Genomic DNA, 21,438 nt, shown 5'->3' with positions numbered 1-21,438 from the left:
TGGCGCATGGTCGGACGCCGTCACCCTCCCAGGGGTTGCTCGCGGAATCCGGACGGGCCCTGGCCGGTGCACCTCGAACCGGCCGGCGACCGGTCGGCTCCACAGGCCCGTCGTCCCCGCCCGCTACGCCCCGTCGCCTTCCCGGCCGACCGTCGCGCGCCACAACTCCAGCGCCTCCTCGGCCGCTCCCGGCGCGACCAACAGCAACGGCTCGTCGTAGGCCGGGAGTTGGGGCATCGCCACCGCGCCCGCCTCGGTGGCGATGAGGAGGGCGGGCAGGCCGTCCACCGGGTGGAACTCGCCGATCGCGGCGGCCGTCGCGCGGCCTGCCGCCACCTGGGCCAGGGACAGCGCGGTGGAGCCCATGACGCGGGCCGTGCAGTGGCGGGCCGAGAGCCGCGCGAGCAGGGTGTCCAGGCCGGCCCAGTGCGCGTGTGCCGCCCATTCCGTCATGAAGACATGGCCGGTCAGCGTGGTGTGGTCCGCCGCGTGGATCGGGACGCCGTTGAGGTGCGCGCCGCCGCCCCGCACCGCCGTGAACACCTCGCGCCGCCAGGGGTCCGCCACCACGCCGAGCAGCGGCGAGCCGTCCGGTTCCGCCAGGCCCAGAGAGAAGGAGCACCAGCCGAGGCCGTGGGCGTAGTTGGTGGTGCCGTCCACGGGGTCGATCACCCAGTGCGGCGCGCCGGACGCGCCCTCCTGGGCGCCGTACTCCTCGCCGTCGATGCCCCACTCCGGGTACTCCCGCCGCAGCACCGAGCGGACGTGCGTCTCCACGGCCTCGTCCGTGTCCGTCACGATGTCCGCCGGGCTCGCCTTCTGCCGGACCGGGCCACCGGCACCGCCGTTCCCGCTGCGGATCGTCTCGGACGCCCACTCGGCCAACTCCACGGCCACCCGCAGGGCGCCGTCCAGGTCATGCCCGGTCACAGCTGTCCACCACCTTGATCACGTCGTCGAGGCTGTCTCGGCCGGTGCGGCCAGGGACATGGGACACGGGTCGAGCCCCATGTCCGTCGTCCCCACGGCATACATGACCGGAACGATGGGTCAACAACCAGGGCCAAGCGCGCGCCGCACTGAGAAGATCTGTCCATGACGCGCTCCGTTCGATCCCAGACATCCTGCGGCCGCCCCGGTTCCGGTTCCCGGCTCTCCCTCTGTTCGAAGAACTCGGTGCTGTCCATCGGCTCGGTGGACTCGTTCATGTGCATCGGCTCCGCCTCCTCGGTGCTGTCGATCGGCTCGGCCGCCTCCGCGTTGTCGGTCGGTTCCGCAGCCTCGCTCCTGTCGCTCGGCTCCGCCACCAGCGTGCTGTCCATCGGGTCGGCGCTGTCGGCCGGTTCGGTGCTGTCGTTCGCCTCCGTGGGCTCCCGGCTCAGCTTCGGGGAGTTCTTCGCCGAGCGCCCCTCCCGCGCCCTGGCGACCGGCGCGCTCGCCGTGGGCGTCGTCCTGGCCCTCTCGACCACGCAGGTCGCACGCCGCCGCCGTCTCCGCCCGTAGGCCGGCCGAACCGCGAGAAATTGCCGCCCGGCCGTCGTGGGGTCCGTCCTACTGTGGCGCGATGACGACTCAGGTGATCGTGTTGAACGGCGGGTCGAGCTCCGGCAAGTCCGGGATCGTACGGTGCTTGCAGGCCGTGCTGCCCGATCCGTGGCTGGCGTTCGCGGTGGACGTGCTGGTCGACTCGATGCCCGCGTCCCTGACCACCTCGGCCGCGGGCATCGAGTTCGCGCCGGACGGCGAGGTGGTCGTGGGCCCGGAGTTCCGGACCCTGCAAGCTGCCTGGCGGGAGGGCGTCGCCGCGACGGTCCGCGCGGGCGCCCGGATCGTCGTGGACGACGTCTTCCTCGGCGGGACGGCCTCCCAGCAGGAGTGGCGCAAGGCCTTCGAGGGGCTGGACGTGCTGTGGGTGGGCGTCAGGTGCGACGCCGAGATCGCCGCGGGCCGCGAGATCGCGCGCGGGGACCGGGTGCGGGGGATGGCCGCCGCACAGGCGGAACTGGTCCACCAGGGCGTGGACTACGACCTGGAGGTGGACACCTCGCACACCGAGTCCTTGAAGTGCGCGCGAATCATCGCAGCCTGGATCCAGTGAGCGGCGGGTCTTCGTCAACCTCACGCGTCCGGCCGCACATCCGGTGAGCCGGGCGGCCGCCACTTGTTAGGTTCACCGAAGGCGTGCCCCACACGCCGCCCAGAACTCCGCTCGCTCTCCGGAAAGAGCACCATGCCGACGCCCGCAGACCCCACCACCCTCGCCGCGCACCTCGAACAGGCACGCCGTGACTACGCCGACCTCCGCGACCGCAAGCTGTCCCTGGACCTGAGCCGGGGCAAGCCCTCGCCCGAGCAACTCGACCTCGCCGCCGACCTGCTCTCCCTCCCCGGTGACCGGTACACGGCCGCCGACGGCACCGACTGCCGCAACTACGGCGCCCCGCTGGGCCTGCGTGAACTGCGGGAGATCTTCAGCCCGTTGCTCGACGTGCCCACGGACCAGCTGCTCGCCGTCGGCAACTCCAGCCTGGAACTCATGCACGACTGCGTCGTCCACGCCCTCCTGGGCACCACCCTGCCGGGCGCACAAGGGCGTTGGGTCGACGAGGGCCGGATCGCGTTCCTGTGTCCCGTGCCCGGATACGACCGCCACTTCGACCTGTGCGAGCGGTTCGGCATCGACATGATCCCCGTACCGCTCACGGAGACGGGTCCGGACATGGAGGTCGTGGAGGACCTCGTCCGCACCGAGCCGCGGATCAAGGGCATCTGGTGCGTGCCCAAGTACAGCAACCCCTCCGGCATCACCTACAGCGACGACACCGCCCGACGCCTCGCCGAGATGCCCACGGCCGCCGCCGACTTCCGCATCTTCTGGGACAACGCGTACGCGGTGCACCACCTCACCGACGAGGAGACCGGGGTCGCCGACATCCTCACGGCATGCGCGGAGGCCGGTCACCCGGATCGCGCGTTCGTCTTCGGCTCCACCTCGAAGATCACGTTCGGCGGTGCCGGGGTCGCCTTCTTCGGCTCCTCGCCGGCCAACGTCGACTGGCTGCGCCGGTACAGCGGAAAGCGGTCCATCGGCCCCGACAAGGTCAACCAGCTCCGCCACGTGCTGTTCCTGAAGGACACCGACGGAGTGCGCCGGCACATGCTCCGGCACCGGGAGATCCTGCGGCCGAAGTTCGACACCGTGGACCGCGTCTTCACCGAGCAGCTCGACGGCACCGGACTCGCCGACTGGGCGCGCCCCAAGGGTGGTTACTTCATCACGCTCGACGTCCTGGAAGGCTGCGCCCGGGAGGTCGTACGGCTGGCGAGCGAGGCCGGCATCGCGCTGACGCCGGCGGGAGCCACCCACCCCCATCGCGAGGACCCGCAGGACAGCGTGATCCGGATCGCGCCCACCTTCCCGACCGCCGACGAGGTCGGACAGGTCGCCTACGCGGTGACGGTGTGCGTGCGACTCGCGGGCTACCAGAAGCTGGTGGGCGAGACCGAGGCGGGACGGACCGGCCCGCACTGACACGCGCCGGTGTCAGGAGGAGACGTCCTTGTCGAGGTGGCGGCGCAGTTCCGCCGTGACGGCCGGGATCTCGCGGCGGAAAGCCGCCTGGTCCAGGCCCTCGTCCGTCACGACCGCGAGCAGGGCCCGGTCACCGACGGCCGTCACGATGACATGGCCGGTGCTGCAGCGCGCGCTGATCTCGCGGAGCTGTCCGGTGTCGCCCTGGTCGGCGAGGCGGTGGCCGAGGGAGAGCGTCGCCGCTGCCACCGCGGCCATGGACTCGGGGTGGGTCTTGGTCACGTCACAGGCGACGACGAGCCCGTCGACGGTCGCCAGGGTGCTTTCGGTGACGCCCATGACGTTCTCCCGCAGGGCGGTGAGAAGGTCGATCACTGGGTCGCTCATGGCGTCTTCTTCCTGTTGCGGGCAGACGGTTCAGTCCTGAGGCCGATGCGTCGGTGAAGAGGCGCGGCCGGGGCGGCGACGCGGGAGCGATACGGGGTCGGGTGCGGTCGGCGTCGTCGCGGTGGGTGCGCCGCGTGCCGCCGTACTCGGTCTGGTGTGGGCCGAGGGCGTGCGCGGTCGGACGAGTCCGCGGTCCAGCAGGTGCCGTAGGTCCACCATCACGGCGAACAGACCCCGGCCCAGGGCGAAGGCGATGTCCCTCGCCGTCTTGCGTCCGTCCGCGAGGGCCAGGACATCCCTGTGCCGAGCGGGGAGCGCGCCGACTGTTCCCGGGAGGTCGGCGGTGGACGCCGTCTCCATGCGTGTGCGGGCGAGAGCGGCCACCGAACCGGGTTCTCCGGCGAGGAGGTCGATACGGCGGGACACCTCGCCGAGGATCCGCTCGGGGGTGACACCGGCATTGCGGTACAGCGTCGGTACGGGATCGGTGACCTCCCAACTGTCAGGTGTGGCGAGGGAGAGCGCGAACGCGGCGTCGAACAGCGCGCTCAGGCTGACGACTTCGAGTTCACCGGCGCCGACGAACCCCCGGTGCACCAGCTCGGCGGCGAGATGTTCGTGTGTGGTGTCGGCGGCGCGGACCGACGACCACGTCTCCTCGCTGATCCGGCCGGACCTGAGGAGCAGGCCTTCGACGCTCGGCGCGCCAGGGGTCTCCATGGCGACCACGAGCCCGTCGCGCACGTGGATCGAGCCACCCGGGGCGCCGGCGACGACCACGGTGCAGGAACGCCCCTGGCCCCGTAGCGCCGACAGCAGTGCGGGGATGTTGCGGGAGTCGGGGAGCGGCTCCGGAGGCACTGCGGTCATGTGAGCAACTCGTCGGCGTACCGGGTCAGTTCGCGCAGCGCCCAGGTGAGGTTGGTGCGTTCACGGTCGACGGTCGCGCACAGCAGCAAGGGGTCGCCCTGCCGGGGGAGTTGGATCGTCACGATGTGCTGGGTGGAGGTCGTCACGATGACGTTCTCCAGATCGCCCGACGCGCCCGCCCGCGTGAGACGGGTACGGGCGAGTTCCGCTATCTCGCAGGAATCCCGACCGGCGCCCACCTCGCCCAGCTCCGCGTAGGAGAGGCCGGTGACGGCGTCGAGCAGTGCGGCTCCGCTGATACCGGGCGTGTTCAGGGCACGGCTGAGCGCAGCATCGAGCGATGACAAAGGGCCCCCCTTCAGTCACCCTGGCGAGCAGACTACTTTATTTGCCAACTATCGCAACACTGACCAAAAAATGGTGTTGTCTGATCCCGCACGGCTCGCATTGAGACCGTTTTCGGGGCGAGATCCTCCGTCTTGCCCGGTCGTGAAGGAAACGAGGCACCACGTGAACATTGAGGCGACGCTCAAGGAAGCGATGACTATCGACGGGGCCCTGGGGGTGTCCCTGGTCGACTACGAGAGCGGCATGACGCTCGGCGTGCTGGGCGGTGGGCCGAATCTCGACCTGGAGGTCGCGGGGGCGGGCAACACCGAGGTCGTGCGCGCGAAGCAGCGGACGCTCAAGTCCATCAACCTGGACGACGAGATCGAGGACATTCTCATCACCCTCGGCCGGCAGTACCACCTGATCAGGCCGCTCACGCAGACGAGCGGCTCCCTCTTCCTGTACCTGGCGCTGGACCGCGGGCGCAGCAATCTGGCGTTGGCGAGACACCACCTCAAGCGGCTCGAGACCGGCCTGGAGATATGAGCACCTCCGGCATATGACAAAGGGGTAGTCGAAAAAGCGGTCGGCCTCGGGGCGCAAAAACGCGTGCCGAGGCCGACCGGTTCTTCGGAATGCCTTATTCCGGGTGCCACGCGACGGTTGAAGCGGCCTTAATTGTCTAGGCCATACATGTCTAGTCCACTTTCCTCATCCCGCTCAATCGACGGGCCCGGCCGCAAAGGCCAGCGGCGGCGCAATTGCCTGGACGTCCGCTCCCTCGCCGACCCACAGGGCGATGAATAGGGCCGCGGTCGCCTCCAGGAGCCCGGCCCTTTCGAGACCGCCGCACGCGACGGGCAAGCAGCCGACGTCTCGTACCAACTCGCTTACGCGTGCGAGGACTTCATCGTCGTCCCCGCACACCGGAACGGCCAGGGGCCGTCCGTCGAAGACCGGCGGGCGCATCCGCCACACGTCCTCGTGGCAGAGGTTGAACGCCTTGACCACGTGGGCTCCCGGTGCCGCCGCGGCCAACCGCCGTGCGGCCGAAGGTCCGCCCTCCGTCAGCAGCCGGAATCCCGGCCCGACCGGATTGACGCAGTCGACCAGCGCCTTGCCCACCAGGGCGTCCCGCAGCTCCCGAGCCACTTCCACCGCCGCGCCGAACGGCAGGGCGACCAGCACCACTTGACCGAACTCGGCCGCCGCTCGCAGGTCACCGGACCCGGCGCCGTACCCGAGACGCCCCGCCAGCCGCTGCGCCCTGCCCGCGTCCCGTCCGCCGACCACCACCTCGTGGCCTGCCCGCGCCCAATGGGTGGCGAGCGCGTCCGCCATGTTGCCCGTTCCCAGTACGCCGATTCTCATCACGCGATCCCTCTCCGTACCCGCTACGACCGTTCGGGACTGTTCGGGACGACGCTAGGAGGAGCGTCAGGCACCATTCGGTACGTGACGACCGACGCCTTCCTCGCCGACTGCCGCGCCCGACTCGCCTTCGACCTGCTCTCCAACACCTGGAACGCCGTGGTCCTCTGGGCGCTGCGCGACGGCCCTCGTAGGCCCGGCGAACTGCGGGAGCGGATCGGGGGCATCAGCTCCAAGGTCCTCACCGAGACCCTGCGGCGACTGCAGTTCAACGGCCTGGTGACACGGCACGCGCAACCGGGGGCACCGCCGCGGGTCGAGTACGAACTCACCGCTCTGGGGCGGACGTTGCTTGCGCCCATCGACGCCGTCGGAGCATGGGCGTTCGAACACGGCGACGAGGTGATGGCCGCTCAGGAAGGCGCGTGCACCGCCGCTACCGCACAACGGCCTCCTCGTACGGGTTGACCGGATCAAGGGGGTGGCTGCACCAACTGCCGTTTCTCTAGGATGGTGGGTCCGGCGGTAGGTCCGTCGGGGCGGTGCGGAACTGGGGGAGACGATGGAGTCCGAGAAGCGGTTGTCCACCAAGATCGATGCCACGGTACCGACGGCCGCGCGGATGTACGACCACTACCTCGGCGGCAAGGACAACTACGCCGTCGACCGGGCCGCTTGCGAGGAACTCGACAAGGTGGTGCCCAGCACCCGCGCGCTGGCGCTGAACAACCGGCGCTTCCTTCAGCGAGTGGTCAGGACACTGGCGGGGGACTACGGCATCCGGCAGTTCCTCGACCACGGCTCAGGCCTGCCGACCCAGGACAACGTCCACCAGGTGGCGCAGGGCATCGATCCGGCCTCACGCGTGGTGTACGTCGACAACGACCCGATGGTCCTGGTCCACGGCCGCGCCCTGCTGGAGCAGAACGAACGCACCGCCGTCATCCAGGCCGACCTGCGCGAGACGGACCAGATCTTCTCCCACCCCGACACCCGGCGGCTGATCGACTTCTCGCAGCCGGCCGCGGTGCTCTTCAACTCGGTCTTCCACTGCATCCCCGACAGCGACACGGAAGGACCGCTTTCGGTGATCGCCCGGGTCGTCGAACAGCTCGCGCCCGGCAGCTGTCTGGTGATGTGTCAGCTGGTCAGCGAGGACGCCGAGGTCCGCAAGTTCGTCACCGACTTCATGGACCAGGCGACCCAGGGGCACTGGGGCCGGGTGCGCGAGCAGAAGGACGTCGCGGAGTGGTTCGAGGGGATGGAGATCCTCGACCCGGGGCTGGTGGAGGTCTCCACCTGGCGCCCCGACAGCGAGGTGGCACCACGTCAACTCACCCAGGAGTGGATCGAGTTCGGCGGAGTGGGTCGGCTCCGCTAGAGGCCGGTCCCCGCGATCGCGCCTCGCCCTCCGTCGGTCACGCTTCCGGGTACCGGCTTTCCACGGTCTCCCGGAGGCGGGCCAGGGACTCGCGAGGGTTGAGAGCCTCGTCCGCGAGCCGGTCCAGCACCACCCGGTACTCCTCCGTCTCGTCGCGATCCTCCAGGAACGTGGCGCTTCTGATCTGCTCCAGATAGACCACGTCGGGCAGGTCGAGGCCGCCGAAGCGCAGATAGGTGACGGGAATGTTCGGCGCGGAGGCGTTCGTGACGTCCAGCGGCACGATCTGCACGGTCACATGCGGCAGTTGGGCCATCGCCACCAAGTGCTCCAGCTGCTCGCGCATCACCGCACGGCTGCCCAGCACGCGCAACAGCACCGACTCGTCGACGACCGCCCAGAGCTGCGGAGCGTTCCCGCGCTCCAGCAACTCCCGGCGCCGCATGCGCAGTTCCACCCGGCGCTCGATCTCGCGGGCCGGAGCCGAGGGCAGCCCGCGCTCCACCACGGCACGGGTGTAGGCAGCGGTCTGCAGCAGTCCGGGAACGTACTGGATCTCGAACGTACGGATGGCGGCGGCCGCCTCCTGGAGTCCCACGAGCCGGTCGAACCACTCCGGCATCAGCCGCTTGTCGAAGCGCTGCCACCAACCGGGCTCACCGGCCCGACGCAACAACTGCAGCAGGACCGAGGTCTCGTAGTCCTCCGTCTTGTACAGCTCAAGGAGCGCGCGGACATCGCCCTCGGTGGGCGGCCTGCGCCCCTTGCCGGCCTCGATGCGGGACAGCTTCGCCGGGCTGAACCCCACGATGCGGGCGGCCTGTTCCTGCGCGTATCCGGAGTCCTCACGGATGCCCGCCAGTTGGACCCCGACCAGCATCTTCAGCAAGGTCGGGGCGGGCTCGGTGCGATTCAGATACGGTTCGAGGCGGGAGACGCGCGGTGACTCGGAGGGCATCCTGGCTCCCGGTGGACAGGGGACGACAGCTCGCATTATCGCATTTCGGCCGCCGTCGGCGCATCCGTCGGCCGGAGATCTCACAGCAGGTGGTCGAACTCGCCGTCCTTCGCGCCGGCCAGGAACGCGGCCAGCTCGGCCGGTGTGTAGACCAGCGCCGGGCCGTGCGGATCACGGGAGTTGCGCAGTGCGACGCCTCCCTCGGCCAGGGCGGCGACCTCCACGCAGTTGCCCTCGGCATTGCTGTGGCGGCTCTTGATCCAGTGGACGCCCAGTGAACTCGCTCGCACTCCGTTGGGAACTGCTGCCACAGCACTCTCCTTGCATGTGTTCCGCCCCAGCGACCACCCGCCGACCACAGGTCAGACAGGTCCCGTGTGACGCCGACTCCCTTGACTCGTGCGCAATTTCTCGTGAAATTGCACAGAGTCGCTCACATCGTGGATAATAACCAAGGCGTCAACCTCCGTGTCGGCGCCCGGTCCTGACATCACCTCAGGGAGGCGCCGTGCCGTTACCCGCACACGCAGCACCCGCGTTGGGCCCGTCCGCGTCACCCGCAGAGCGGACCGCACCCGCCGGTGTCCCTCCGCGCAACGCACCGAGGACCGCCACACTCCGCCTCTCCGGCACCGACCAAGGGCGCGTCCAGGCAAGCGAGTTCGTCGAACGCACCCTCGGTGACTGGCAGTTGGACTGGTGCCGTGAGGACGCGCTGACCATCGTCACCGAACTCGCCGCCGGAGCCGTGCGGGACACCCTCGCCGACAACCCGGGCGACGAGACGGCCCCCGAGGTGTGGCTGAAGCTCACTCTCCGCCCCGCCCACCTGGTGTGCGCCGTGACCGACCGGAGCCGCAGCCTGCCCGGATACCCGTCGACGACCGACCCGCTCGAGGAGCACGGCCGCGGCCTGCACCTCGTCGAAGCCCTGTCCGAGCACTGGGGCTGGACCCGAAGCGCCCCCACGGGCAAGACCGTCTGGGCCATGCTGCCCACCCGGCCCCGCACCTGAGATGACGGAACGGCGAACACCCGCAGCGATGACCGCACCCGTGAAGAGAGGCAAGCCGTCCGCGACGCTCGGGGACGTCGGGCATGTGCCCTGGCGTGACATCAAGGACGCCACCGGCTCCGCGGCGGCCATCCCCTTCCTGCTCGCCGCCATCGCCTCGGGCGACCCGGCCGCCGCCACCACGGGCCTCGACCGGCTGCAGAACCGCATCTGCCAGTACGGCTTCGTCGTCGGCGAGGCCACAGCCGTCACGGTCCCCTTCCTGTGGGACCTCGCCCAACGCCCGCAGGTCACCTGCCGGGTGCAGATCCTCCACCTGCTGAGGAACATCGCCGGCGCCCGACAATGGGGCACCACGGCCGCCGCCTACCCCAAACTCCGTCGCCATCAGGACAATTACGTCGAGTGGGAGTCCGCGGCCCGCCGCGCGGTACGCGCCGACGGCGGAGCCATCCCGCGCCTGCTCACGGAACGGGACAGCGCGCTCGTCCACGCCACCGAGGAACTCGCCGGCGCCCTGGCCGAGTGAGAACGGCCCTTGTCCAGCGCCGAGTTATACGCGCTTGGACAGAGCCGCGTCGATCAGGACCGATGCCGCCGCCCGGGCGGCCGCGCCCGCGGAGGGGTCACGGTCCATCCGGGCGGACAGTCCGCCACCGTCGTACAACAGATGCAACTGGCGGGCCAGCGCCTCCGGTTCCGCGGCGCCGGCGTCCCGGGCGAGTTCGGTGAACAGGGTCCTGATGGCGGCGCGATAGACGTCGGTGGTCTCCTCGATGGCGCTGCCGTGCTTCGCCTCCGCACTGGCGGCGACGAACGCGCAGCCGCGGTACGTGGGTTGGGCGAACAGCTCGCTCTGCGCCTCGAAGACCGCCAGGAGTTTCGCGCGCGGGTCGTCGACGCGGTCGATGGCGCGCAGCAGCCGGCCGGTCACCGAGGCGTGCCGTGACTCGAGATACGCGAGGATGAGTTGTTCCTTTCCGCCGAAGGTGTTGTAGAGCGAGGCCTTGGCCACTCCGGCGTGCTCGATGATCCGGTCGATCCCGACCGTCTGCACACCCTCGGCGTAGAACAGTTCGCCCGCGGCCGAGAGCAGGCGCTCCCGGGCCGTCGGAGTCTGTGCGGTCCGCGTCTTCGCCATGCCGCTCACCTTCTCGACAGAGACTTCAAGTCTAACTCGTGACCAGACAGGTCTACTCAATCGTCGCCAGCGCCGCCCGGGCCCGCGCCGCCCGTACGGCCGCGGACAGGGAGGCGACGTCGTACGCGCCGTAGTGCCGTCGGCCGTTGACGAAGAACGTCGGTGTGCCCGAGACGCTGCTGAGATCCGCGGACTCGACGTCGTCGGCCACCCGTTCCGCGCCCGCGCGGGCCCGCAGATCCCGGCGGAAGGCGTCGGTGTCGAGGCCGATCTGCTCGGCGTAGGCCAGCAGATCCTTCAGCCGCAGGTCTCCCTGATGGGCCATGAGGATGTCGTGCATCTCCCAGTAGCGGCCTTGCAGGGCCGACGCCTCGGCCGCCTCGGCGGCGAGTTGGGCGTTGGGGTGGACGTCCGTGAGGGGCAGGTGTCGCCAGACGTAGCGCAGGTCGTCCCCGAACTCGGCGAGCAGTTCGCGGACCACCGTTTCCGCCAGGCCGCAGTACGGGCATTCGTAGTCCCCGTACTCGACCACGGTCACCGGGGCGTCCAGGGGGCCGCGCACATGGTCCCGTGCGGTGTCGACGGGTTCGCTGAGATCGACGATGGGCTGGCCCTGGCCGAGCAGGGCGCGGGTGCGGGCCGGTGTGGGAAGCAGCGCGATGATTCCGGTCACCGCCCAGGTGATCAGGAAGGAGGCGACCACGGCCGCCAGAATGCCGATCTTCGCCTGTTCGAGCTGCGGTCCGTCGAACGCGAGCGTGGCGATCAGCAGCGACACCGTGAAGCCGACCCCGGCGAGGGTTCCGCCCGCGGTGACCGCGCCCCAGCCGACGGCCGGGCGCAGCCGGCCCCGGCCGAGGCGGGCGGCGATCCAGGTGGCGCCGAGGATGCCCACCGGCTTGCCCACGACGTAGCCGAGCAGGATGCCCAGCGTGATGGGCGAGGTGAACGCGTCCTTGAGCGCGTCGGCGCTGATCGTGAGGCCGGAGTTGGCCAGGGCGAACAGCGGCACGATGACGTAGCTCGTCCAGGGGTGGAACATCCGCTGGAGCCGCTCGTTGGGCGACAGCGCGGTGGCCAGGCCGCGGCGCAGGGTGCGTTCCAGCTCGGGCGTCGGCTGTTCCCGGAAGCCCAGGAAGAGCCGGCTGACCCGCTCCAGCGCACTCCGCTCGGCGGGATGGGCGTACGTGAGCAGGCCCATGGCCAGACCGCTGACCACGGGGTCCACCCCCGACCGCAGCAGCGCGCCCCACAGCGCGATGCCCAGCACCGCGTAGACCGCGCCGTGGCGTACACCGGCACCGCGCACCACGAGCAGGGCGGCGAAGACACCGACCGCGGTGAACAGTGCGGGCAGGTAGATCGAGCCGCTGTAGGCGAAGGCGATGACGGCCAGGGCCAGGAAGTCGTCGGCGACCGCCACGGTGAGCAGGAAGACCCGCAGCCCGCTCGGCAGCCGCGAGCCGAAGACGGCCAGCATGCCGAGGGCGAAGGCCGTGTCGGTCGACATGGCCGCGCCCCAGCCGTGCACCGAGGAGTCGCCGGCGTTGATGGCGAGATAGATCGCGACGGGTACGAGCATGCCGCTGACGCCCGCGACCGCCGAGAGCATGACGCGTCGGCGTTCCCGCAGCTCACCCAGGTCGAACTCGCGGCGGGCCTCCAGCCCGACGATGAGGAAGAACAGCGCCATCAACCCGCTGTTGACCCACTCGCGCAGATCCAGGGACACGCCTTGCGAACCGATATGGAACGACATCACGGTCCGCCATACGGATTCGTACGAGTCCGGGGCGGCGTTGGCCCAGACGAGCGCGGAGACCACCGCACCCAGCAGGACCGCGGCGCTGCCGGTCTCGGTCTCCAGGAAGGCACGCAGCGGACCGTGCGCTCCCTTGGGGCACTCGGTCTGCCCGGACATGGAGTCGGTGGTGGAGCCGTTCGCGGAGCCGTTCATGGACGACGCGGTCGTCCCTGGCGCTTCGTCTTGCACGCGCATCCCGATCACTCGTCGTGTGTGCGTCAGTGTAGTGAGCAACGGATCAGGACACGCGTTCCGCGGTCTCCGCCTCGACCGGCCGACGCCCGGCGACCGCCGGTCCGGAGGCCACGGTCAGCCCGCGGACGGGCTGCGGCCTGCCGCGCAGCAGCAGGGCCACGAGGGCCAGCAGCGCGAGGACGATGACCAGCGCGCCGTACTCCTCCGACGTCTGGATCAGGCCTCCGCCGTGGACCACGAGAATGCCCGCGACGACGGACGGGATGCCCATGCCGAGGTAGGAGGTGACGAACAGCAGGGACAGGACGCCGGAGCTCTCGTGGGGCCGGGTCAGCGGGAGGACCGTGCGGATACCGCCCTGGAAGCCGCTGCCGAAGCCGAGGCCGGCCACGGCCGTGCCGACGAAGAACAGGGCGGACGAGCTCAGGTGGATGGCCAGCAGCGTGAGCGCCACTCCGGCGACGAGCGCGCCGATGCCGGTGTACATCACCGTGGTGGTCTGCGCCTTGCGCAGGGCGAGGACGGACATGGCCGCGACGATCGCGAGGACGAAGAGGCCGAGTCCGCCGTAGACGGCGGAGTCGGAGCCGACCAGGGTGCGGATCAGGGCGGGGCCGAGCGAGCCGTAGAACCCGGCGAGTGCCCAGACGGCGAAGATGACGGGAGCGGCGGCCAGGACGGCGCCGCGAACCGTGCGCGGGAGCTTGATCTCGGGCACCAGGCTGGCCAGGGCTCCGCGTTCGCGGGCGACGGTCTCGTCGATGAGCGAGACGGCGATCGCCTGGAGCACGAACACGACGAGCAGGCCGAGGTAGATCGCGTGGGTCGGGGCGGGCAGGTACTGCACGACGAAACCGCTGACCAGGGCGCCGGTGGCGGTGCCCAGGCCGGGGACGAAGGCGTTCGCCAGCGTGCCGCGCGGCCGGTCGATGTCCATCATCGCGGCCCCGACCGCACCGAGCGCGGCGCCGGTCGACAGGCCCTGGACGATGCGGGCGAGGAGGAGCTCGTCGACGCCGCCGGCGGTGGAGAACACCACCATCGCCACGGCCTGTGCCGCGATCGCGGCGATCAGGACGGGACGGCGTCCGACGTGGTCGGAGAGCTTTCCGAAGACCAGCAGGCTCGACAGGACGGCGATCGCGTAGATGCCGAACACGACCGTGGTGGTGATGGGCGTGAAGCCCCATTCGGCCTGGTAGGCGGCGTAGAGCGGGGTGGGTGCGCTGGAGGCGGCGAGAAGGGAGATCACGACGGAGGCGAGGACGAAGAAGGCCGCCCGGGGCGGTATGGGGCGGCTCGACGTCATGGTGCGGTCGGATGGTTCGAGCGGGTTCATCGGAGGCCCTTCGAGGACGAGGACGGGGATCATCGGAGTCCTGGGCTGTCTGCGCGGCAGTGAGTAGACAGATCTGTCTGTGTTGGTGGCCAACAAGGTAGACAGCTCTGTCTATTCCCGTCAACGTCCGCGGGCGGGCGGCGATGGACCTTCGGCTTCGTCCCGCCGCTCCGGTTTCAGCGCGCCGACATCCCTGAGAACGCGCTGAAACCGCGCTGAATCCGTGGTCGGTCAATCTCTGCCGCATGACAGCGACCCCGCGGGGGGTGGCGGCCGGGGAGGGGACCACCATGAACAGCCTGCGACTGATCCGTCGGCACGCGGCGGCCTTCGGGCGTTTCGCCGGGCTGGGCTGCGGGGTCACGCTGGCGGCCTCGGCGGCCCTGGTCCCGCTCGCGCAGTGGATCCCGTGGATGGTGGCGAACGCGCTGACCACCGTCGTCTCCACCGTGGTCGCCACCGAGTTGCACGCCCGCGTCTCGTTCGGCCACGGACGGCCCGGTCTGGCCGGCCACCTGAAGAGTGCCGCCACCATGATCGCCGGTTGGCTGGTCACGTCCGCCGCGGTCGGCGCGCTGGATGCCTTCCACCCCGGCGGTGGGCTGGTGCTGCAACAGGCGGTGTACCTGTCGGCCACCGCGCTCGTCGGGATCGGCCGCTATCTCGTGCTGCGACTGGTCGTGTTCGCGGAGCGTGCCCCGAGGTCGCGGGCCGAGGCAAGTGTTCGGCTGCGGGTCGCGTACGACGCCGTGGCGTGAGAGGGGTCGGCGAGGGCAACTGGCGTGACCCGTCGCCTACTTGAGGCATACCCGCGGCCGTCACAACTCGTCGGCCACCTCCTGCATGTTCATGACGCACGACTCTGGCGACGTCGAGAACTCCTGGGCTACCGTCGGTAACACCTGGCTGCCGCAGCAGGCTCCCGTGCATCTCCCACCCCCCGCACGTCCTCTGGAAGGCCGTCCATGGAGAACTCGTCAGCCCCTGCGGCGATCACTCGTCGGCATGCCCTGACCGTGACGGGCGGCGTCATCGCCGGCGCCGCCCTCGCGGCCAACGCCGTCCCCGCCTTCGGCGCCGAGTCGCAGGACGCCGACGCCATCGTCGTCGGTCACGGACTCGCCGGACTCGTCGCGACCTCCGAACTCGTCGCCGCGGGCCGCAAGGTGCTGCTGCTGGACCAGGAGCCCGAGGCGAGCATCGGCGGCCAGGCCTTCTGGTCCTTCGGCGGCCTCTTTTTCGTCAACTCCGACGAACAGCGCCTGATGGGCGTCACGGACACCTACGACCTGGCCTGGCAGGACTGGCAAGGTGCGGCCGGCTTCGACCGCGGTGTCGACGACCCGAACGGACAGGACTACTGGGCCGCCAAGTGGGCCAAGGCGTATGTGGAGTTCGCGTCTGGCGAGAAGCGGTCCTGGCTGTCCGGACTCGGCGTGCAGTGGTTCCCCATCGTCGGCTGGGCGGAGCGCGGCGGCGGCCTCGCGACCGGACACGGCAACTCCGTGCCCCGCTTCCACGTCACCTGGGGCACCGGCCCGGCCGTGGTCGAGCCGTTCGAGAAGAAGGTGCGGGCCGGCGTCGACGCGGGCAAGGTCACCTTCAAGTTCCGCCACCGCGTGGACGAGTTGGTCACCACCGGCGGGGTCGTCACCGGCGTCCGCGGCGCGCTCCTGGAGCCCTCCACCGCGGCTCGCGGCACCTCCAGCTCCCGCACGGTCGTCGGCGACTTCGAACTGCGCGCCCCGGTCGTCGTCGTCACCTCCGGCGGCATCGGCGCCAACCACGACCTGGTCCGGCAGAACTGGCCCGCCCGGATGGGCACTCCGCCGAAGTTCATGGTCACCGGCGTGCCCGCGCACGTGGACGGCCGCATGCTCGGCATCACCCAGAAGGCAGGCGGCCGGATCGTCAACCCGGACCGCATGTGGCACTACACCGAAGGCCTCAGGAACTACGACCCGATCTGGCCGAACCACGGCATCCGCATCCTCCCCGGCCCGTCCTCGATGTGGTTCGACGCCACCGGCAAGCGGTTCGACTCGCCCGACATCCCGGGCTACGACACCCTGCACACCCTGAGATCGATCACCGCCTCCGGCTACGACTACTCCTGGTTCGTGACCACGCAGAAGATCATCGCCAAGGAGTTCGCGCTCTCCGGTTCCGAGCAGAACCCGGACCTCACCAACAAGAACATCTGGCAGTTGCTGTCCCGGATCTGGCAGACCCCGGAGCCGATCGAGAAGTTCAAGAACAAGGGCGCGGACTTCGTCGTCGCCACCACACTCACCGATCTCGTCACCGGCATGAACAAGCTCACCGGCGACAACCTGATCGTCCTCGACGACCTCAAGCGCCAGACCGAGGCCCGCGACCGGGAGATCACCAACTCGTACTCCAAGGACGCCCAGGTCATGGGCATCCGAAACGCCCTGAACTACACGGGAGACTCCCTCAGCCGCACGGCGGCCATCCACCGCATCCTCGACTCCAGCGCCGGACCGCTGATCGCCGTACGCCTCAGCGTCCTCACCCGCAAGACCCTCGGCGGTCTCCAGACCGACCTCTCGGGCCGTGTCCTGAACGCCGCGGGCAGCCCGATTCCCGGTCTGTACGCGGCCGGTGAGGTCGCGGGCTTCGGCGGCGGCGGTGTCCACGGCTACCGCTCGCTGGAGGGCACCTTCCTCGGTGGCTGCCTCTTCTCCGGCCGAGCGGCCGGACGGGCCGCAGCGGCGGCGACCGCGACCTGACCGGCGGACTGCTCGTCACCGGCGGACAGCCTGTCTCCGGCGGACTGCTCGTCGGGCGCGCCCACGTGGCCCACGTGGTCTTCGTGGCTAGGCGCGCTCGACGAGCAACTCCGCCAGGTTGTCCGCGAATGCGGTGATCAGGTCCAGCAGCGGGCCGCCACGGGCCACCCGGAATCCGTGGCGGCGGGCCCAGAACGCGGCCTGGACGGCGTGGAACTGGGCCCACCGCCGGACGCGTTCGCGGTCGACCTCCGCGGCCTCGGCGAAGACGTCCAGAATGCGGTGGACGGCCTTGCCCTGGTCGTCCGCCTCCAGAATGCCGAGCCCGCGGGACTTGAGCAGGGCGCCACTGTCGTAGGCCGGATCTCCCACACAGCCCTTGGGGTCCACGGCCAGCCAGGGTTCACGCTCGGCGCGCAGGATGTTCCTGCCGTGCAGGTCGCCGTGGACGAGGAGGTCGGGCTGCTCGCGACCCACCTCACGGACGGTCGCCACGGCCGCGTCGACCGTTCGGCGCGACAGGGCATCGCCGAACTCCTCGGCGTCCGTACGCAGTTGCTGTTCCCAGACGTCGGTCTGCTCCCGCAGTCGGGGCAGGTCGGGCGGCGCGGGTACGGCCAGGCGTCGATTGATCCGCCCGGCGACCGACACCACCTCGTCGCCGTCCTCGACTTCCGCGAGCGTCGACGTGTGCACCCGCTCCAGCAGCATGGCGAACCGTTCGTCGTCCCGCGCGTACAGGAGGACGGCTCCGCGCCCGTGCCAGGCCTCGAAGGCGTCCGGCTCATGGACGTTGCCGGGGTGGGGGAACGACACCTTCAGCACGGCCGGCGAGCGGTCCGGGCGTCGCACCGGGACGATGACGCCGACACCGCCGTGCATGACCTCGCCGTCCTGCGTGCAGCCCCAGACCCGCAGCAACTCGTCGACGATTCCGGGCAGTTCGGTGAGCCAGACGGCCCCTGTCTCGCCCTCCCGCTCGACCGTGCTCCGCGCGAATGTCTCCGGTACCTCGATCATTCGGGAACCCTACGCGCGACCGCCGGCGCGCGTCTCCCGGACCGGGCGGTGACGCCCGGCCAGGAGACGGAAGGAGGGATCAGGCCTGCGCCGCTTCCTCCGGCGCCAACAGGATCGCGGCGTGGCTGGAGTGGGCGACGGCGTCGCTGACCCGCGGGTCGAAGAGCGCTTCGATGGATCCCCGGTGGTGCGGGGTCAGGACGATGAGGTCGGCGCCGAACTCGTCGGCCGCCTCGGAGATGGCGGCGGCGACCTGGGTGGTCAGACCCCTGGCCAGAGCGGGCTCGGCCTTGATCCCCTTGTCCCGCAGGGTGGCCACGGCCTCGTCGAGGATGGCCTTCGCCTCGGAGTCGTCCTCGAGCGGAACCACCGCGGCGAGGTTGGCGGCGGAGGCGACGACGTGCAGGACACGGACCTCGGCGTCCGCCGCCTGGGCCAGCTCACCCGCCAGCCGGAGGGCGGACTGCCGGGCGGGGCTGGGATCGACGGCGACCAGAATGCGCTTGAACATGACTGTTTGTTCCCCTTCTAAGAAGGCCGGAGCCTTCGCTGTGATCAGGGACGCCGAAAACCGGTGTCATGCACAACAACATTCGGGGTGGCGCAAGCCTTCCCGAAATCCACCACGTGATCGTTCTGTCCGGCGATCACCGGATCGGAGCCGAGGTCCGTCGAGGTCTACGGTGCTGTCATGCACGATGAGGCCCCGCACCGCGAACTGATCCGACGTCTGCACAGCGACCTCCCCGAGGGACGTGTCGTCACCGACCCCGGCGTGATGGCGGGGTACGCGCACGACGAGGCCGAGTGGGCGCCGTACGGGAAACCGGCGGCGGTGGTGCGGCCGCGGACCGCCGAAGAGGTGCAGCGGGTCGTGCGTGCCTGTCTCGATCACGGGGCTTCGGTGGTGACCCGCGGTGCCGGGACCGGGCTGTCGGGCGGGGCGAACGCCGTGGACGGGGCGGTGGTCCTGTCCACCGAGGCCATGTCGGCCATCAAGCAGATCGACCCGCTGGAGCGGCTCGCGGTCGTGGAACCCGGCGTCGTCAACGACGACCTCCGCGCCGCCTGCGCCGAGCAGGACCTGTGGTACCCGCCGGACCCGGCCAGCGCCCCCTGGTCCACGATCGGCGGCAACGTCGCCACCAACGCGGGCGGGCTGTGCTGCGTGAAGTACGGAGTCACCCGCGACTACGTCCTGGGGCTCCAGTTCGTCACCGGGACCGGCGAACTCGTCCGGGTGGGACGTCGTACGGCCAAGGGCGTGGCCGGCTACGACCTGACCGGTCTGCTCGTCGGATCCGAGGGAACGCTCGGCGTCATCACCGAGGTGACGGTGCGCCTGCGTCCCAGCCGCGCCCCCGAACACACGGTGGCCGGCTACTTCTCCTCCGTCGTGGACGCGGGGCATGCCGTCGCCGCCGTGGCCGCCGCCGGGGTGGTGCCGTCGGCGCTCGAACTGATCGACCGGTACTGCCTCGAAGCCGTTGACGCCTGGAAGCACATGGGCCTGTCGACGGAGGCGGACGTGGTCGTGCTGGGGCGGACCGACGCGCCGGGGAAGGCGGGCGAGGAGGAGGCCGAGACCATCCGGCGGTGCTTCGAGGGCGCCGGCGCAACCTGGGCGGTCCGGTCCACCGACCCGCAGGAGGCGGACGCCCTCTTCGAGGCGCGGCGCCTGGCCTATCCGGCGCTGGAACGGCTCGGCCCGGTCCTCACCGAGGACATCTGCGTGCCGAAGTCCGCCGTGCCGGAGATGCTCGGCCGCATCCACGCCATCGCCGAGCGCCACGAGACGCTCATCGCGAACATCGCGCACGCGGGCGACGGCAACCTCCACCCGCTGCTGGTCACCCCGCCCGACGACGAGCCCGCGCGGGCCCGGGCCCAGGCCGCGTTCCACGACATCATCGCCGACGCCCTCGCCCTCGGCGGCACGGTCACCGGCGAACACGGCGTGGGCCTGCTCAAGCGCGAGGGACTGCGCGCCGAGGTGGGTCCCGAGGTGATGGCGCTGAACCGTGCGGTCAAGGACGCCCTCGACCCTCGGGGGCTGTTCAACCCGGGCAAGGTGCTGGGGTAGTCGAAGTACGGGGACTCGACGCAGTGCCTCGTATCAGACGCAGGCACCGACTCCGCCGAGGGGGACGTCCGAGGTCTCTGCGCCGGGCCGCATTAATGTCGTAGGCATGACCGACAACTCTCTGCGCACTGTCACCGTCGAGCGGACCGCCCCCGGACGCTTCGTCGCGACCAACGCCCGCGGTGGCACGCTCGCCTTCGGCACCGGCTCCGATGCCGACGACACCGCGTTCACCCCCGTCGAACTGCTTCTCGCCGCGCTCGGCGGCTGCACCGCGGTGGACGTCGACGTCGCCACCAGCCGGCACGCGGAGCCCACGACGTTCACCGTCACGGTCAGCGGCGACAAGGTCAGCGACGAACTCGGCAACCGACTGACCGATCTCGCGGTCGCGTTCTCCGTCGCCTTCCCGGACGGCGAGGGCGCCGACCGCGCCCGCGCGATCCTGCCCCGCGCGGTGAAGACCTCCCACGACCGGCTCTGCACGGTCAGCCGCACGGTCGAGATCGGTACGCCGGTCACGTCGACGGTCGAGGACGTGTGACGGTGCCAGAGGCGGCCTGACTCAGGTGGCCGTCCTTCTTCGAAGAAGTCGTGCTCGCTCTCGGGGATGTCGTCGTCGACGGCCTCCACCGCCGCCGTACCGGTGCAGGCCGGTGAAGGCCAATTCCCGCTCTGTGTCCGGTCGGCCGGTGTCTCGTGGCGAAAGCCGCAGACGCTGCTCTCCGAGACTCGTCCGCGTCCGGGTCAGGCCGTCCGCTCTTGCTCGTGGATCGGGGCGGGTGCGTCGACCGCGTCGCGTAGCGCGCTCAGTCCGGTGGCGAGAGCGTGCTGTTCGGCAGGGCTCATGTGGGCCATCGCCTGACGGAGGGCCTCTTCCCGACGGTGCCTGATGTCGTGCAGATGGGCGATGCCGGTCTCGGTGAGTTCCAACCGCATCTCGCGTCGGTCCTCGGGGCGGGGGACACGGCGGAGGAATCCGGCGGCCTGGAGGCGGTCGCACAGGCGGGTGACGGATGGCGGGGCGGCACACAGCCGTCGGCCCAGCGTGCTCAGATTGATGCCGGGTTCGCGGTCGATGACGTACATCACGCGGGTCTGGATGGAGGAGAGGGGCGCGGTGCTGAGTGTGGCGCGGCTGCGTTCCCAGGCTATTTCGAGGTGCTCCAGGACCGGTCCGATTTCGGGCAGGGCGGGGGAGATGTGCTGGTCGTGGGAGGCGTCGGCCTCGCGCATGTGACACTCCCGAGTGGGTGGAT

The 21,438-nt window shown here is 70.4% G+C and carries 25 protein-coding genes; 12 read left to right on the top strand and 13 right to left on the bottom strand.

Annotated elements, in window-relative coordinates; all coding sequences use genetic code 11:
* Positions 1-123: 123 nt before the first annotated feature.
* Positions 124-930, bottom strand: coding sequence for an inositol monophosphatase family protein (locus ACIP6U_RS31075; RefSeq protein ID WP_401724612.1), 807 nt, complete (start codon positions 928-930; stop codon positions 124-126).
* Positions 931-1,095: 165 nt separating this feature from the next.
* Between ACIP6U_RS31075 and ACIP6U_RS31070 the strand changes: the two genes are divergently transcribed.
* The 3 genes from ACIP6U_RS31070 (at position 1,096) to ACIP6U_RS31060 (ending at position 3,532) form a co-directional block, all read left to right on the top strand.
* Positions 1,096-1,503 (top strand): hypothetical protein, encoded by a 408-nt coding sequence (locus ACIP6U_RS31070; RefSeq protein ID WP_401724609.1) that lies wholly within the window; start codon positions 1,096-1,098, stop codon positions 1,501-1,503.
* Positions 1,504-1,564: 61 nt separating this feature from the next.
* On the top strand, positions 1,565-2,098 hold the full coding sequence (gene cpt / locus ACIP6U_RS31065) for a chloramphenicol phosphotransferase CPT (protein ID WP_401724606.1): 534 nt from the start codon (positions 1,565-1,567) through the stop codon (positions 2,096-2,098).
* A 132-nt stretch (positions 2,099-2,230) separates the two neighbouring features.
* The gene (locus ACIP6U_RS31060; protein WP_401724604.1) at positions 2,231-3,532 is read left to right on the top strand and encodes an aminotransferase; all 1,302 of its coding nucleotides are present in this window, start codon (positions 2,231-2,233) and stop codon (positions 3,530-3,532) included.
* A 12-nt stretch (positions 3,533-3,544) separates the two neighbouring features.
* On the opposite strand, the gene ACIP6U_RS31055 is transcribed toward ACIP6U_RS31060, so the two are convergent.
* The 3 genes from ACIP6U_RS31055 to ACIP6U_RS31045 are packed head-to-tail and all read right to left on the bottom strand — an operon-like array spanning position 3,545 to position 5,136.
* Positions 3,545-3,919: a roadblock/LC7 domain-containing protein gene (locus ACIP6U_RS31055; protein WP_401724602.1), complete on the bottom strand. Its 375-nt coding sequence runs from the start codon at positions 3,917-3,919 to the stop codon at positions 3,545-3,547.
* Between the two features lie 30 nt (positions 3,920-3,949).
* Positions 3,950-4,789 (bottom strand): hypothetical protein, encoded by an 840-nt coding sequence (locus ACIP6U_RS31050; RefSeq protein WP_401724599.1) that lies wholly within the window; start codon positions 4,787-4,789, stop codon positions 3,950-3,952.
* Positions 4,786-5,136, bottom strand: coding sequence for a hypothetical protein (locus ACIP6U_RS31045; RefSeq protein ID WP_401724597.1), 351 nt, complete (start codon positions 5,134-5,136; stop codon positions 4,786-4,788). The genes ACIP6U_RS31050 and ACIP6U_RS31045 overlap by 4 nt, the downstream gene beginning before the upstream one ends.
* Before the next feature lie 163 nt (positions 5,137-5,299).
* Between ACIP6U_RS31045 and ACIP6U_RS31040 the strand changes: the two genes are divergently transcribed.
* Entirely contained in the window at positions 5,300-5,665 is a 366-nt protein-coding gene (locus tag ACIP6U_RS31040) for a hypothetical protein (protein WP_401724595.1), read from the top strand.
* 174 nt (positions 5,666-5,839) lie between these two features.
* Here the strand turns inward: ACIP6U_RS31040 and ACIP6U_RS31035 are convergent, their stop codons facing one another.
* Complete coding sequence (locus ACIP6U_RS31035) at positions 5,840-6,490, bottom strand: NADPH-dependent F420 reductase (RefSeq protein WP_401724593.1); 651 nt, start codon at positions 6,488-6,490, stop codon at positions 5,840-5,842.
* A gap of 84 nt (positions 6,491-6,574) precedes the next feature.
* Between ACIP6U_RS31035 and ACIP6U_RS31030 the strand changes: the two genes are divergently transcribed.
* Together ACIP6U_RS31030 and ACIP6U_RS31025 are read left to right on the top strand one after the other, a co-directional pair.
* The gene (locus tag ACIP6U_RS31030) at positions 6,575-6,958 is read left to right on the top strand and encodes a winged helix-turn-helix transcriptional regulator (RefSeq protein ID WP_401724590.1); all 384 of its coding nucleotides are present in this window, start codon (positions 6,575-6,577) and stop codon (positions 6,956-6,958) included.
* A 94-nt stretch (positions 6,959-7,052) separates the two neighbouring features.
* Positions 7,053-7,871 (top strand): SAM-dependent methyltransferase, encoded by an 819-nt coding sequence (locus tag ACIP6U_RS31025; RefSeq protein ID WP_401724588.1) that lies wholly within the window; start codon positions 7,053-7,055, stop codon positions 7,869-7,871.
* A 37-nt stretch (positions 7,872-7,908) separates the two neighbouring features.
* On the opposite strand, the gene ACIP6U_RS31020 is transcribed toward ACIP6U_RS31025, so the two are convergent.
* A complete protein-coding gene (locus ACIP6U_RS31020; protein ID WP_401724585.1) occupies positions 7,909-8,829 on the bottom strand; it encodes a helix-turn-helix domain-containing protein in 921 nt (306 codons plus the stop codon).
* An 80-nt stretch (positions 8,830-8,909) separates the two neighbouring features.
* Positions 8,910-9,140 (bottom strand): DUF397 domain-containing protein, encoded by a 231-nt coding sequence (locus ACIP6U_RS31015; protein WP_280881144.1) that lies wholly within the window; start codon positions 9,138-9,140, stop codon positions 8,910-8,912.
* 197 nt (positions 9,141-9,337) lie between these two features.
* Between ACIP6U_RS31015 and ACIP6U_RS31010 the strand changes: the two genes are divergently transcribed.
* Together ACIP6U_RS31010 and ACIP6U_RS31005 are read left to right on the top strand one after the other, a co-directional pair.
* Positions 9,338-9,844, top strand: coding sequence for an ATP-binding protein (locus ACIP6U_RS31010; protein ID WP_401724583.1), 507 nt, complete (start codon positions 9,338-9,340; stop codon positions 9,842-9,844).
* A 28-nt stretch (positions 9,845-9,872) separates the two neighbouring features.
* Positions 9,873-10,373: a hypothetical protein gene (locus tag ACIP6U_RS31005; protein ID WP_401724581.1), complete on the top strand. Its 501-nt coding sequence runs from the start codon at positions 9,873-9,875 to the stop codon at positions 10,371-10,373.
* Positions 10,374-10,397: 24 nt separating this feature from the next.
* Here the strand turns inward: ACIP6U_RS31005 and ACIP6U_RS31000 are convergent, their stop codons facing one another.
* The 3 genes from ACIP6U_RS31000 to ACIP6U_RS30990 form a co-directional block, all read right to left on the bottom strand.
* Positions 10,398-10,985 carry a TetR/AcrR family transcriptional regulator gene (locus tag ACIP6U_RS31000; RefSeq protein WP_401724578.1) on the bottom strand — a complete coding sequence of 196 codons (588 nt, stop codon included), beginning with the start codon at positions 10,983-10,985 and terminating at the stop codon, positions 10,398-10,400.
* 52 nt (positions 10,986-11,037) lie between these two features.
* Positions 11,038-12,942 (bottom strand): Na+/H+ antiporter NhaA, encoded by a 1,905-nt coding sequence (gene nhaA / locus ACIP6U_RS30995; protein ID WP_401724576.1) that lies wholly within the window; start codon positions 12,940-12,942, stop codon positions 11,038-11,040.
* A gap of 85 nt (positions 12,943-13,027) precedes the next feature.
* Positions 13,028-14,323: an MFS transporter gene (locus tag ACIP6U_RS30990; protein WP_401724573.1), complete on the bottom strand. Its 1,296-nt coding sequence runs from the start codon at positions 14,321-14,323 to the stop codon at positions 13,028-13,030.
* 290 nt (positions 14,324-14,613) lie between these two features.
* Between ACIP6U_RS30990 and ACIP6U_RS30985 the strand changes: the two genes are divergently transcribed.
* Together ACIP6U_RS30985 and ACIP6U_RS30980 are read left to right on the top strand one after the other, a co-directional pair.
* Positions 14,614-15,081, top strand: coding sequence for a hypothetical protein (locus tag ACIP6U_RS30985; protein WP_401724571.1), 468 nt, complete (start codon positions 14,614-14,616; stop codon positions 15,079-15,081).
* 207 nt (positions 15,082-15,288) lie between these two features.
* Positions 15,289-17,076 carry an FAD-binding dehydrogenase gene (locus ACIP6U_RS30980; protein ID WP_401724569.1) on the top strand — a complete coding sequence of 596 codons (1,788 nt, stop codon included), beginning with the start codon at positions 15,289-15,291 and terminating at the stop codon, positions 17,074-17,076.
* Between the two features lie 87 nt (positions 17,077-17,163).
* Here ACIP6U_RS30980 and ACIP6U_RS30975 read toward each other — a convergent pair whose 3' ends face one another.
* Complete coding sequence (locus tag ACIP6U_RS30975; RefSeq protein WP_401724566.1) at positions 17,164-18,096, bottom strand: aminoglycoside phosphotransferase family protein; 933 nt, start codon at positions 18,094-18,096, stop codon at positions 17,164-17,166.
* Positions 18,097-18,175: 79 nt separating this feature from the next.
* Positions 18,176-18,607, bottom strand: coding sequence for a universal stress protein (locus ACIP6U_RS30970; protein WP_401724564.1), 432 nt, complete (start codon positions 18,605-18,607; stop codon positions 18,176-18,178).
* Positions 18,608-18,874: 267 nt separating this feature from the next.
* Between ACIP6U_RS30970 and ACIP6U_RS30965 the strand changes: the two genes are divergently transcribed.
* Together ACIP6U_RS30965 and ACIP6U_RS30960 are read left to right on the top strand one after the other, a co-directional pair.
* Complete coding sequence (locus ACIP6U_RS30965; protein WP_401724821.1) at positions 18,875-20,179, top strand: FAD-binding oxidoreductase; 1,305 nt, start codon at positions 18,875-18,877, stop codon at positions 20,177-20,179.
* 106 nt (positions 20,180-20,285) lie between these two features.
* The gene (locus ACIP6U_RS30960; protein ID WP_401724562.1) at positions 20,286-20,723 is read left to right on the top strand and encodes an OsmC family protein; all 438 of its coding nucleotides are present in this window, start codon (positions 20,286-20,288) and stop codon (positions 20,721-20,723) included.
* A 203-nt stretch (positions 20,724-20,926) separates the two neighbouring features.
* Here ACIP6U_RS30960 and ACIP6U_RS30955 read toward each other — a convergent pair whose 3' ends face one another.
* Positions 20,927-21,415, bottom strand: a complete 489-nt coding sequence (locus ACIP6U_RS30955) for a MarR family winged helix-turn-helix transcriptional regulator (RefSeq protein WP_401724560.1) — start codon at positions 21,413-21,415, stop codon at positions 20,927-20,929.
* Between the last annotated feature and the right edge of the window lie 23 nt (positions 21,416-21,438).

It is taken from the genome of Streptomyces sp. NPDC088794 (assembly GCF_044750545.1).
Lineage (GTDB): Bacteria > Actinomycetota > Actinomycetes > Streptomycetales > Streptomycetaceae > Streptomyces.
This window is presented reverse-complemented; position numbering and strand designations above follow the sequence as displayed.